Source organism: Acidimicrobiales bacterium (assembly GCA_035531755.1).
GTDB lineage: Bacteria > Actinomycetota > Acidimicrobiia > Acidimicrobiales > UBA8190 > DATKSK01.
This window is the reverse complement of sequence record DATKSK010000004.1, coordinates 1-11,408: the sequence shown is the minus strand read 5'-3', so window position 1 is coordinate 11,408 and position 11,408 is coordinate 1. Positions and strand designations below refer to the sequence as shown.

At 72.3% G+C, this 11,408-nt stretch carries 13 protein-coding genes and 2 tRNA genes; 12 read left to right on the top strand and 3 right to left on the bottom strand.

The features are described 5' to 3' along the window. Position 1 precedes the first annotated feature (1 nt). Positions 2 to 433 (bottom strand): CBS domain-containing protein, encoded by a 432-nt coding sequence (locus tag VMV22_01140; GenBank protein ID HUY20921.1) that lies wholly within the window; start codon positions 431 to 433, stop codon positions 2 to 4. Positions 434 to 574: 141 nt separating this feature from the next. Between VMV22_01140 and VMV22_01135 the strand changes: the two genes are divergently transcribed. Then, on the top strand, positions 575 to 1,564 hold the full coding sequence (locus tag VMV22_01135) for a cyclase family protein (GenBank protein ID HUY20920.1): 990 nt from the start codon (positions 575 to 577) through the stop codon (positions 1,562 to 1,564). Between the two features lie 30 nt (positions 1,565 to 1,594). Here the strand turns inward: VMV22_01135 and VMV22_01130 are convergent, their stop codons facing one another. Beyond that, the gene (locus VMV22_01130) at positions 1,595 to 2,416 is read right to left on the bottom strand and encodes a TetR family transcriptional regulator (GenBank protein ID HUY20919.1); all 822 of its coding nucleotides are present in this window, start codon (positions 2,414 to 2,416) and stop codon (positions 1,595 to 1,597) included. 120 nt (positions 2,417 to 2,536) lie between these two features. On the opposite strand from VMV22_01130, the gene VMV22_01125 reads away from it, so the two are divergent. The 11 genes from VMV22_01125 (at position 2,537) to VMV22_01075 (ending at position 10,595) form a co-directional block, all read left to right on the top strand. Then, positions 2,537 to 3,154 carry a TetR family transcriptional regulator gene (locus VMV22_01125; GenBank protein HUY20918.1) on the top strand — a complete coding sequence of 206 codons (618 nt, stop codon included), beginning with the start codon at positions 2,537 to 2,539 and terminating at the stop codon, positions 3,152 to 3,154. A 103-nt stretch (positions 3,155 to 3,257) separates the two neighbouring features. Next, positions 3,258 to 4,337 carry a Zn-dependent alcohol dehydrogenase gene (locus VMV22_01120; protein ID HUY20917.1) on the top strand — a complete coding sequence of 360 codons (1,080 nt, stop codon included), beginning with the start codon at positions 3,258 to 3,260 and terminating at the stop codon, positions 4,335 to 4,337. A gap of 120 nt (positions 4,338 to 4,457) precedes the next feature. Further along, positions 4,458 to 4,931: an OB-fold domain-containing protein gene (locus tag VMV22_01115; protein HUY20916.1), complete on the top strand. Its 474-nt coding sequence runs from the start codon at positions 4,458 to 4,460 to the stop codon at positions 4,929 to 4,931. Next, positions 4,928 to 5,455, top strand: a complete 528-nt coding sequence (locus VMV22_01110; protein HUY20915.1) for a Zn-ribbon domain-containing OB-fold protein — start codon at positions 4,928 to 4,930, stop codon at positions 5,453 to 5,455. The genes VMV22_01115 and VMV22_01110 overlap by 4 nt, the downstream gene beginning before the upstream one ends. Next, complete coding sequence (locus VMV22_01105) at positions 5,452 to 6,582, top strand: thiolase domain-containing protein (protein HUY20914.1); 1,131 nt, start codon at positions 5,452 to 5,454, stop codon at positions 6,580 to 6,582. The genes VMV22_01110 and VMV22_01105 overlap by 4 nt, the downstream gene beginning before the upstream one ends. Further along, positions 6,582 to 7,748: a thiolase domain-containing protein gene (locus VMV22_01100; protein ID HUY20913.1), complete on the top strand. Its 1,167-nt coding sequence runs from the start codon at positions 6,582 to 6,584 to the stop codon at positions 7,746 to 7,748. The genes VMV22_01105 and VMV22_01100 overlap by 1 nt, the downstream gene beginning before the upstream one ends. A gap of 154 nt (positions 7,749 to 7,902) precedes the next feature. Next, entirely contained in the window at positions 7,903 to 8,100 is a 198-nt protein-coding gene (locus tag VMV22_01095; GenBank protein HUY20912.1) for a ferredoxin, read from the top strand. A gap of 5 nt (positions 8,101 to 8,105) precedes the next feature. Further along, positions 8,106 to 9,545: a glutamate--tRNA ligase gene (gene gltX / locus VMV22_01090; GenBank protein HUY20911.1), complete on the top strand. Its 1,440-nt coding sequence runs from the start codon at positions 8,106 to 8,108 to the stop codon at positions 9,543 to 9,545. A 64-nt stretch (positions 9,546 to 9,609) separates the two neighbouring features. Continuing rightward, positions 9,610 to 10,245 (top strand): YdcF family protein, encoded by a 636-nt coding sequence (locus VMV22_01085; GenBank protein ID HUY20910.1) that lies wholly within the window; start codon positions 9,610 to 9,612, stop codon positions 10,243 to 10,245. A gap of 17 nt (positions 10,246 to 10,262) precedes the next feature. Then, a tRNA-Gln gene (locus tag VMV22_01080) sits at positions 10,263 to 10,337 on the top strand. A 182-nt stretch (positions 10,338 to 10,519) separates the two neighbouring features. Beyond that, positions 10,520 to 10,595: transfer RNA gene (locus tag VMV22_01075), tRNA-Glu, on the top strand. A 33-nt stretch (positions 10,596 to 10,628) separates the two neighbouring features. Here VMV22_01075 and VMV22_01070 read toward each other — a convergent pair. Further along, positions 10,629 to 11,408, bottom strand: a 780-nt coding sequence (locus VMV22_01070) for a site-specific integrase (GenBank protein HUY20909.1), incomplete at its 5' end; no start/stop codon positions are given.

Sequence of the window (11,408 nt, the reverse complement as noted above, 5' to 3'; positions counted from 1 at the left end):
CCTAGCGCGCGTTGATGTACTCGACGAGCTCCTTGCGGTCCTTCTCGAGCTCGGTGATCCGGTTCTTGACCACGTCGCCGATGCTCACGATCCCGCGCAGGATCCCGTCCTCGACCACCGGGACGTGCCGGATCCGGCGTTCGGTCATCGCCGTCATCAGCGCCTCGGTGTCGTCCTCGGGTGAGCACGTGAACACGGCGGACGTCATGATCGACCGCACGGGCTCGTCGAGGAGCGCCTGGTGCCGGTCGAACAGGGCGCGCACGATGTCACGCTCGGAGACGATGCCGTCGATGTGCTCGCCGTCGGCCGATACGACCAGGGCACCGATGCCGTGCGCCCGGAGCTCGGCCACGGCTGCGGCCACGGTTGCGTCGCCGGTGATCGTGGCGACGGTCGAACCCTTGCCGGTAAGGAGGGTCGCAATGCGCATGGGCCCGTCCTCCTTGAGTGTCTGAGGACCGCAGTCTACGACCGACGGGGCACGCCGACCAGCCATTTTCTGCGCTGCGGCGTTCTGCGGTCGGCCCGCACCGCCGCGCCCGCCCACCGCCACCGCTAGCCTGCGGCGGCTATGGGGGCAGCCTCCGAACGGTTCACGGCGATCGCGGCCCGGGTCAACAACTGGGGCCGCTGGGGAGACGACGACCAGCTGGGCACGCTCAACTTCGTCACCGAGGAGGTCCGCCGCCGGGCGGCCGCTTGTGTGCGCGTGGGCAAGGCCATCCCGCTGGGTCTGGCGTTGTCGGAGGCCGAGGGGATCCAGAAGGGCATCGTCCCGGGCCGGTTCAACCCGCTGCGGACGATGTCGTACGTGAACGTGCCGCTGTCGGACGACCCCGAGTGGATCTGCGCCAACGAGGACATGGTGGTCATGGCGCTCCAGGGCGCCACGCACTGGGACGGCCTGGCCCACGTGAGCTACCGCGGCCGGCTCTACAACGGGTACGCGGCGTCGACGGTGACCTCGGCGGGGGCGAGCCGCCTGGGGATCCACCTGGTCGACTCGCTCGTCAGCCGGGGCGTGCTCCTCGACGTCGCCCGGGCGAAGGAGGTGGACGTCCTCGAGGGCGGCTACGCCATCTCGCCCGCCGACCTCGACGCCGCCTGCGGGCTGGCCGGGGTCGAGGTGGAGGCCGGCGACGTGGTGCTGGTGCGCACCGGCCAGATGGCGCGCCTCCGCATGTCGCAGCGGTTCCCGGCGGGCGGCGCCACCGTGCCGCTCCCCAACATGCTGCGGTTCGACGACGTGCTCCAGTACATGGGGCTGTCCTCGGGGCTGTCGATCGGCACCGCCGAGTGGTTCCACGCCCGTGACGTCGCCGCCGTCGCCACCGACACCATGGCCCTGGAGGTCATCCCGTGCGAGGACGCCGAGCTGTACCTGCCGGTGCACCTCCTCCACCTCGTCGAGATGGGCATGACGCAGGGCCAGAACTGGGTCCTCGACGGGCTCGCCGCCGACTGCGCGGCGGACGGGGCCTACACCTTCCTCCTCGACGCCACGCCCCTGCCGTTCACGAACGGCCTCGGCTCGCCGCTGAACCCGGTCGCCGTCAAGTAGCGCCCGGCCGCCGCGTGCGTCCCGGCGCGATCAGAGTGCGCCAGGACGGCGGGGCTGCGGTTCGGGCCGGTTGCGGGCCTGGGCGGTGCGGCTCTGCGCCGCGCCGCCCCCCACCACCGCGCCGGTGCGCGGGGCGGGCACGCCGCCGCTGTCGATCCCCTCGGGCGAGGGCCGGCCGGTCACCGCCCAGTGCAGCACCCGGGCCTGGGTGTCCACCATGGCCGTGGTGCGGATGCCCCAGAACTCGAACCCGTAGCGATGGGCCGCCACGTGGGCGAGCATCGAGATGAGGGTGGCCGCCACCGCCATGGCGTCGGCACCCGCCGGGCTGCGTCCCGCGCCCCCCGACGCGATGACGCGGGCCAGGGTGACCGTCACGGCGTTGAGGGCGCGCACCCGCAACCCCTGGAACCGCAGGTCCCCCTCCTCGGTGGCCAGCTCCACCACGCGGAAGACCGCCCGGTTGGACTCCCAGTACGACATGAAGCCCTCGACCACCCGGCGGGCCGTCTCCCAGCTGGTGGGCTCGGACCAGTCGCCGTCCACCAGTTCGGCCAGCGTGCCCGCGCCCTCCATGAGCTCCTCGGCCATCACGAGGATGGCCTGCTCCACGTTCTCGAAGTACTGGTAGAAGGTGGCGGGCGAGGTGCCCGCCTGGCGGGCGATGTCGATGACCTTGATCGAGCGCCAGGGCGTGGTGGCGAGGAGCTCCGCCGTGCACTCCAGCAGGCGCAAGCGGGTGGCCCGCCCCCGCCGTCCGGGCACCCGGCCGTCGGTGGCGGCGAGCGTCTCGGGCTCCCCCGTGGGGTCGAGGATCATCTCCAGGGCGGCGTCGCCCGAGTCCGGGACCATGCTGGCCCCAGGCTACCCCCGGTTGCTGACGCCATGTCAGATTCGGGCCCGCGGGGCGCCCCTCGGCCGGGGGTAGAACGGGTTCCGTTCCAGGCAGGGCGGGGAGTAGGGTGACCACCCGTGCAGGAGAGGGTGCTCCCCCGATCCCTGACCCGTGCTCAGGAAGCGCGGCGCCAGCGTGTGGTGGACGCCGCCATGGAACTCGGCCTCGAAGGCGGCTATGAGGCCGTCCAGATGCGCGACGTGGCCGCCCGGGCCCACGTGGCCATGGGCACGGTGTACCGGTACTTCGCCTCCAAGGACCACCTGCTGGCGGCGGCGCTGGTCTTCTGGGTGGAGCAGCTCGACGCCCGCCTCGCCCAGGCCCCGCCCCGGGGGGTGACGGCCTCCGAGCGCGTCGTCGACGTGCTCGAGCGGGCCCTGCGGGCCATGGGGCGCCAGCCGCGCCTGGTGGCGGCGGTGTTCGCCTCGCTGGCCTCGCCCGACCCGGGCGCCATCGAGTGCCAGCAGCACATGGGGGCGCTCATGGACGGCATCATCATCCGGGCCATCGGCGAGCCCCGGCCCCCCGACCACGCCGAGCGCACGCGCATCATCGGCCATGTCTGGTACTCCTCGCTGGTCGGCTGGGTGAACGGCTGGAGCGACATGAACCGCGTCCGCGACGAGCTGGCCGTGGCCGTGCACCTCCTGCTCCCCGAGGGCCTCGGCGTCGCCGGCAACGGGGACGCCCCCTGACCGCGATCGGGCCCGGTGTTGCGGCCTCCATCGGCGCATGGTCGAATGCGCAGACAGGTCGACGCCAGGGAGGCACGGTCGACACCCAGGGGAGGGAGCTCGCATGCGCGCAGCGATTTTCAACGAGGTCGGCAAGGAGCTCGTCGAGATCTACGACGACGTCGAGGTCGCCGACCCCGGGCCCGGCGAGGTCCGCCTGAAGATCCACGCCGCCGGTGTGTGCCACTCCGACCTGTCGGCCATGAACGGCACGCTGCCGCAGCCCGCCCCGGCCGTCCTCGGCCACGAGGGCGCCGGTGAGATCATCGAGGTGGGCGAGGGCGTCACCCAGGTGGCGGTGGGCGACCATGTCATCGTGGCCTGGACGCCACCGTGCGGCACCTGCCGGGCGTGCCTGCGGGGCGAGGCCAACCTGTGCGTGCAGATCTTCTTCAACATCGCCGGGGCCGCCAAGTTCTCCCGCGGTGGCCAGCCCATCTTCGGCTTCGCCGGCACGGGCACCTTCGCCGAGGAGATGGTGCTCCCCCAGCAGGGCGTCGTGAAGATCCCCGACGACGTCCCCTACGAGATCGGCGCCCTCATCGGCTGCGGCGTCACCACCGGTGTCGGGGCGGCGCTGAACACCGCCAAGGTGAAGCCGGGCTCGAGCGTCGTCGTCTTCGGCGCCGGCGGCGTGGGCATCGCCGCCATCCAGGGGGCGCGCATCGCCGGCGCCGCCGAGATCGTGGCCGTGGACATGGTCGACTCCAAGCTCGAGGACGCCCAGCGCTTCGGGGCCACCCGCGGGGTCAAGCCCGACGACGTCGACGCCGCCAACATGGAGATCAACGCGGGCGAGGGGTTCGACTACGCCTTCGAGTGCATCGGGCTCCCCCAGACCATCAGGGCCGCCTACGACGCCGTGCGCCGTGGCGGCACCGCCGTCATCGTCGGCGCCGGCAGCGCCGAGAAGATGGTCGAGTTCAACTGCTTCGAGCTGTTCTTCATGGAGAAGAAGCTGCTGGGCTCGTACTACGGGTCCGCCGACGTGCGCAGCGAGTTCGACCGCCTGATCCGGCTGTGGAAGGCGGGCCGCCTCGACCTCGACGGCATGATCTCGGCGCGCATGGACGTCTCCAAGGCCCAGGAGGCCTTCGACGCCATGAAGAAGGGCGAGATCATCCGCCAGATCCTCACCTTCTGACACCCGCTCGCCGACCGCCGCCGGCCGACCGCCACCGGCGGGAGAGCCGCGTCCCGGGCTGGCACGAAACTGCAATGTGTTCTAGTTTGCGCCGTCGGGCCGGACCGAGGGGAGGGTGCGATGGCTGACAGCGAGGTCCTGCGGGCGCCCCATGTGCTCGAGTACCCCTACGTCCGCTCGGTCGGGCCGGTGATCGGGGCCTTCCTGACCGCCCTGCGCGACGACGGGCGCATCCTCGGGGCGCGCTCGTCCGCCGCCGACGGGTCGCCGACCGTGGTCGTCCCCCCCACCGAGTACGACCCGATCACCGGTGAGGACGTGGGCGAGCTGGTGGAGGTGGGCCCGGGGGGAGTGGTGACCACGTGGTCGTGGGCGGCGGCCCCGAAGAAGGGCCAGCCCCTCGGCCGCCCCTTCGCCTGGGCGCTCGTCCTGCTCGACGGGGCCGACACCGCCATGCTCCACGTCGTGGACGCGGGCTCGCCCGACGCCATGGCGAGCGGCATGCGCGTGACGGCCAAGCTGCGCCCCGCGGCCGAGCGCCTGGGACAGCTGGCCGACATCGAGTGCTTCGTGCCGGAGGGGGGCAACCCGTGAGCGACGCTTCCTCTCCCACCGACGCCGGCGGGCCCGGCGCGGCCCCGGTCACCACGTTGTCGACCCCGATCCGCATCGACTACCAGTACACCGCCGGGCTGGCCCAGTCCCGCTACCTGCACGGCATGGCGCAGGGGAAGTTCCTCGGCCAGCGCTGCCCCAGGTGCCGGCAGGTCTACGTGCCGCCGCGCGGGTCGTGCCCCACCGACGGTGTCGCCACCACCGACCAGGTGGAGCTGGGCAACACCGGGACCGTCACCACGTACTGCGTCGTCAACGTCCCGTTCCAGGGCCAGTCCATCGAGATCCCCTACATCTGCGCACAGGTCCTCCTCGACGGGGCCAACATCGCCTTCATGGGGCTGATCCAGGAGATCCCCCCCGACCAGGTGCGGATGGGCCTGCGGGTCGAGGCGGTGTGGGTCGACGAGTCCGAGCTCGGCCTCACGTCGGCGTCGGTGAAGTACTTCCGGCCGAGCGGCGAGCCCGACGCCGACTACGAGTCGTTCAAGGAGTACCTGTGAGCGCGGCTGCGTCCCCCCGCCGGCCCGTGCGCCCCGTCGGGGTGGTGTCGTTCGCGCAGTCGAAGTCGGTGCGGCGCGAGGACCACCGCAACGAGGTCGAGATGCTCATGCCGGTGGTGACCGAGGTGTTCGCCAACGTCGGCATCACCAAGAGCGACATCGGCTTCGTGTGCTCGGGGAGCACCGACTACCTCGTGGGGGCGCCCTTCAGCTTCGTCATGGCCCTCGACGCCGTCGGGGTGTGGCCCCCCATGCGCGAGAGCCACGTGGAGATGGACGGCGCCTGGGCGCTCTACGAGGCGTGGACCCTGCTCCAGGAGGGCGAGGTGGACACCGCCCTCGTCTACAGCTTCGGCCGCTCCTCGCCGACCGAGCTCGACCGGATCCTCGCACTCCAGCTCGACCCCTATTACATGGCGCCGATGTGGCCCGACCCGGTCGCACTGGCCGCCCTGCAGGCCCGGGCGCTCATCGACGCCGGCGCAGCCACGGAGAAGGACTTCGCCGCCGTGGCCGCCCGCAGCCGGCGCGACGCCCTCGGCAACCCCAACGCCCAGGTGGCGAAGGACGAGACCGCCGACCAGTTGCTCGCCGACGACTACGTGGTGGCGCCCCTGCGGCGCCACACGCTCCCGCCCATCACCGACGGGGTGGCCGCCGTCGTCCTGGCGGCGGGCGACCGGGCGCGCCGCCTGTGCGAGCGCCCGGCGTGGATCACGGGCATGGACCACCGCATCGAAGCCCACGCGCTCGGGGCGCGCGACCTGACGCAGTCCCCGTCGACGCGCACCGCCGCCGAGTCCGCCGGCGTGTTCGACGCCGGGGCGGACGCGACGGTCGACGTGGACGTCGCCGAGCTGCACGCGCCCTTCGCGCACCAGGAGCTGATCCTGCGCGATGCCCTGCGCCTCTCCGACGGCGTGGCCGTGAACCCGTCGGGCGGGGCGTTGGCCGCCAACGCGCTCATGGTGGCCGGCCTGGTGCGCATCGGCGAGGCCGCGTCGCGCATCATGGACGGCAGCGCCGCCACCGCGATCGCCCACGCCACCTCCGGTCCGTGCCTGCAGCAGAACCTGGTGTGCGCGTTGGCGGCCGAGCCGGCCCCCGCCGGCGGGAAGGGGGCGTGATGGCCGAACGGTGCGCCGTCATCGGGGTGGGCCAGACGAAGCACGCGGCGAAGCGCGAGGACGTCTCCATCGCCGGCCTCGTCCGCGAGGCAGCGGCGCGCGCCCTCGAGGACGCCGGCATGGACTGGGGCGACATCGACGCCGTCGTCATCGGCAAGGCGCCCGACATGTTCGAGGGCGTCATGATGCCCGAGCTGTACCTGGCCCCGGCGCTGGGTGCGGTGGGCAAGCCCATGCTCCGGGTGCACACCGCCGGCTCCGTCGGCGGGTCCACCGCCATCGTGGCCGCCCACCTGGTCGCGTCGGGCCGCCACGAGCGGGTCCTCACCGTGGCCTTCGAGAAGCAGTCGGACTCCGACGCCATGTGGGCGCTGTCCGTGCCCCAGCCCTTCTCGGCGCCCCTGCTGGCCGGAGCGGGGGGGTTCTTCGCCCCCATCATCCGCGCCTACATGCGCCGCTCGGGCGCCCCCGACCACATCGGCATCCTGGTGGCGGTGAAAGACCGCCTGCAGGCGCTCAAGAACCCCTACGCCCACCTGCACATCGAGGACATCTCCTTCGACATGGTGAAGGACTCCATCATGCTGTGGGACCCGATCCGCTACCTGGAGACGTGCCCCTCCTCGGACGGGGCGGCCGCCATGGTCCTGGCCTCCGAGCGCGTGGCGGGAACCTCGGCGTCGGGTGCCCCGCCGGCGTGGATCCACGGTATGGCCATGCGTTCGGAGCCGACCATGTTCGCCGGGCGCGACCAGGTGAACCCGCAGGCGAGCAAGGACTGCGCGGCGGACGTCTACCGCCAGGCGGGCATCACCGACCCCCGGGGCCAGATCGACGTGGCCGAGGTGTACGTGCCCTTCTCGTGGTACGAGCCGATGTGGCTCGAGAGCCTCGGGTTCGCCGAGGAGGGTGAGGGGTGGAAGCTCACCGACGCCGGCGCCACCGCCCTCGACGGCGGCGACATCCCCTGGAACTGCTCGGGGGGCGTGCTGTCGTCGAACCCCATCGGCGCCTCGGGGATGCTGCGGTTCCTGGAGGCGGCCATGCAGGCGCGGGGCCAGGCCGGCGAGCACCAGGTGGAGAACGTCCGCCGGGCCCTCGGGCACGCCTACGGCGGCGGTTCCCAGTTCTTCTCCATGTGGGTCCTCGGCACCGACAAGCCCTGAGCCCGCCGCCCTCGGCCGGGTCGCCGCCGCCCGTCCCGGGGCGCCCGGCGCCCACCACTACACTGCCTGTCGTTCCCAGCCGGTTCCCGTCGAGCACGCCCGCGTGGCGCCCACCGTGGGGGTGGGGAGCGCAGGCGAAACGGAGGTGCGTCCCATGAAGGTGGTCGTGGACTACGACGTGTGCGCGTCCAACGCCGTGTGCATGGGCATCGCACCCGAGGTGTTCGAGGTGCGCGACGACGGGTTCCTCTACGTCCTCGACGAGAACCCCGCTCCCGAGTTGTGGGACAAGGTGCGGATGTCCGCCAACAACTGCCCGACGGGGGCGATCACGCTCGTCGAGGACGAGTAGCCCCGGTGGCCCCCGAGGCCGCCGCCGGCGGCGGCCGGCCGCGGGTGCGCTTCGCCCCGTCGCCCACGGGGTTCCTCCATGTCGGCAGCGCCCGCGCCGCCCTGTTCAACTGGCTGTTCGCCCGCCACACCGGGGGCACCTTCATCCTGCGCATCGAGGACACCGACACCGAGCGCAACCGCGAGGAATGGGTCGAGGGGATCCTGTCGTCACTGTCGTGGCTGGGCATGGAGCCCGACGAGGGGCCCTTCCGGCAGTCGGCGCGCACCGAAGCCTACGCCCGGGCCGTCGACACCCTGTGGGAGGCGGGCGCGCTGTACGCCTGCGAGTGCAGGCGCGAGGAGATCGACGCCCGGACCCGCGGCAACGCCACGCCGGGCTACGACGGCTTCTGCCGGGACCGGGGGCTGGACCGGCCGGAACGGGCCCTGCGGTTCCGGGTCCCCGACGAGGGCGCCACCGTGGTCCACGACCTCATCCGGGGGGACGTGACCTTCGCCCACGAGTCCATCGAGGACTTCGTGGTGGTGAAGTCCACCGGGGCGCCGCTCTTCGTGCTGGCCAACGTGGTCGACGACGTCGCCATGGACATCAGCCACGTCGTGCGGGGCGAGGACCTGCTGCCGTCCACGCCCAAGGGCCTCCTGCTGTGGTCGGCCCTGCAAGGGCCCGACGCCGCCCTGCCCGCGTTCGCCCACCTGCCGCTCCTGGTCAACGAACGGCGCCAGAAGCTGTCCAAGCGGCGTGACGACGTGGCGGTGGAGTCCTACCGCGACCAGGGCTATCTCCCCGATGCCCTGCGCAACTACCTGGCCCTGCTGGGCTGGAGCCACCCCGACGGGCGCGAGGTGCTGTCGGTGCAGGACATGGTGGGGGCCTTCGAGCTGTCCGAGGTGAACCACGCGCCGGCGTTCTTCGACCTGGACAAGCTCAAGTGGATGAACAAGGAGTACCTGCGGGCCATGCCGGTCGACGAGTTCGTCGAGGCGGCCCGGCCGTGGACGTCGGCGCCGCCCGCCCCCTGGGCCGCCGAACGCTTCGACGAGGGCGTCTTCCGGGTCATGGCGCCCCTCGTCCAGGAGCGCGTGGAGGTGCTGGGGGAGGTGCCGGCCATGGTCGACTTCCTGTTCGTCGACGAGCCGCTCGTCGACGAGGCGTCGTGGGCGGCCGTCGCCGCCGACCCGACGGCCCCGGCCGTGCTCGACGCCGCCCTCGACCGCTACCGGGACTGCGAGTGGACCTCGGACGCCCTGCACGCCGCCACCCAGGCCCTGGCCGACGCCCTGGGCCGCAAGCTCAACAAGGCCCAGGCCCCCGTCCGGGTGGCGGTCAGCGGCCGGCGGGTGGGGCCGCCCCTATTCCAGTCCCTGGAGGTCCTGGGGCGCGAGGCTGTACTGGCGCGGCTGCGGGCCGCCCGGGAGCGCCTCGGGCCGGCCGTGGTTTGACGGCGGCTTGATCGGCGGGCCGGCGGGACTGGGCCGGAACGGAACGGGGGACTGACCGGTGGCGATGCTGGGGGACGCGGTGGTGCGGGGCGCACGCGCGATCCGGTGGGTCCTGCAGCGGATCGTCATCATCGCCATCCTGATCGGCGGGTACCTGGCCGTGACCGGGGTGCAGGTGTGGCTGACGTCGCGCCACCACGACGCCCGCCGTGTCCAGGCGATCGTCGTCATGGGCGCGGCCCAGTACGACGGCGTGCCCTCGCCCGATCTCGTGGCCCGGCTCCAGGACGCGTCCTCGCTGTGGCACCGGCAATTGGCCACCGAGATCGTCGTGACAGGGTCCAAGAAGCCCGGCGACACGTTCACCGAGGCCCAGGCCTCGGCCACCTGGCTGGAGCACAACGGCGTGCCGGCCGGCGACATCGTCCAGGTCGGCGGCACCGACTCGTGGGCGAACCTGTCGCAGGCGGCCACCGCGCTGCACCAGCGGGGCCTCTTGAAGGTGCTGATCGTCACCGACGGGTTCCACGAGGACCGGAGCCTGGCCATCGCCACCGACCTGGGCCTCCAGGCGTGGCCGGCTCCCACCACCCACTCGCCCATCACCGGCTGGTCGACCGTGCCGTACTTCGCCAAGGAGACGGTGGGCGTGGCCGTGGGCCGGGTGGTGGGGTACTCGCGGTTGCACAAGCTGGGCTAGCCTGCGGGGTCACCCGTTCGGGGGTGGTGTAATCGGCAACACGGCAGGTTCTGGCCCTGTTATTGGGGGTTCGAGTCCTCCCCCCCGAGCCAACCGAGCCACACCGGGCGGACGGGTTCCGCCGGTGCCGGCCGGGCGTCGTCCCTCTCATGAGCTGGGCGTCGCCGTCGCGGCGGGCCCTCGGCTGTGCCAGATTCCCGCCTCGCCGGCGCTCCCCGCCGGAGGGGGAGGATCCCGCCGATCAGTTAGCATGAACCGGCCCATCAGGGCACCGGGCCCCATCGTCTAGTGGCCGAGGACACCACCCTCTCAAGGTGGAGACACGGGTTCGAATCCCGTTGGGGCTGCCACGGTTGTTCCTGGTCAGGGCCGCGTCGGGCTCGTCACTCTGCGTCGACCGTTCCGGTCTTGTCTGCACGTGTCTGCGGCTTCGCTCTCGCCAGCATGCTCAGCGCCTTCGCTAGAGCCTCGTCTCGCGTCTGGGTGGCGTGCTGGTAACGCATGGCCGCTGCCGGCGACGAGTGCCCAGCGCGGTACATCAGCTCAGCCACCGACGCACCCGCTTCCGCGGTCCACGTGAGCCCCGAGTGTCGAAGATCGTGGAGGCGCAGGGCCGGGAGCCCTGCCGCCTCTCTGGCTTCCGTCCACACGCGGTCGAGGGTGCGGGGCGCGACAGGCTTGCCGCCGGCACCGGGGAACAGCCACGCATCTGCCTGTTGTCCAACGTGGTGGTCGAGGTGCTGACGCATCGCGGTGACCACGGGTTCGGGCATGGTGATGACGCGCCACCCGGCCTCCGTCTTGGGCGGTCCCTCGCCGCTCGTGGTCCACGTCCGGGTGATCGTGACCGTGCCCTTCAGCGGGTTCACGTCGGCGCGCTGGAGCCCCAGGACCTCCCCTCGGCGCAACTGGCACCACGCGGCCAAGAGGAGCGCGAGGCGGAACCGTTCGGGTGCCGCCGCCACCGCTCGTGCGACATCGGGGACCGACGCAACCGGACGCCGCTTGGGGCGCTCAACGCTCGCACCTGACACGCGACACGGGTTGTTGGGGATAATCCCGCCCACCACCGCCGTCTTGCAGATCGCTGACAGCAGGCGATAGGCGCCGGCCGCGGTTGCCGGGTGGTCTGCGTGGAGGCGCGAGTGCCACGCTCGTATCTT

What these genes read in the sequence shown, in the direction of transcription:
- VMV22_01140 (HUY20921.1), bottom strand. Translation starts at nt 433, where the DNA reads ATGCGCATTGCGACCCTCCTTACCGGCAAGGGTTCGACCGTCGCCACG.
- VMV22_01135 (HUY20920.1), top strand. Translation starts at nt 575, where the DNA reads ATGGGGGCAGCCTCCGAACGGTTCACGGCGATCGCGGCCCGGGTCAAC.
- VMV22_01130 (HUY20919.1), bottom strand. Translation starts at nt 2,416, where the DNA reads ATGGTCCCGGACTCGGGCGACGCCGCCCTGGAGATGATCCTCGACCCC.
- VMV22_01120 (HUY20917.1), top strand. Translation starts at nt 3,258, where the DNA reads ATGCGCGCAGCGATTTTCAACGAGGTCGGCAAGGAGCTCGTCGAGATC.
- VMV22_01115 (HUY20916.1), top strand. Translation starts at nt 4,458, where the DNA reads ATGGCTGACAGCGAGGTCCTGCGGGCGCCCCATGTGCTCGAGTACCCC.
- VMV22_01100 (HUY20913.1), top strand. Translation starts at nt 6,582, where the DNA reads ATGGCCGAACGGTGCGCCGTCATCGGGGTGGGCCAGACGAAGCACGCG.
- VMV22_01095 (HUY20912.1), top strand. Translation starts at nt 7,903, where the DNA reads ATGAAGGTGGTCGTGGACTACGACGTGTGCGCGTCCAACGCCGTGTGC.
- VMV22_01085 (HUY20910.1), top strand. Translation starts at nt 9,610, where the DNA reads ATGCTGGGGGACGCGGTGGTGCGGGGCGCACGCGCGATCCGGTGGGTC.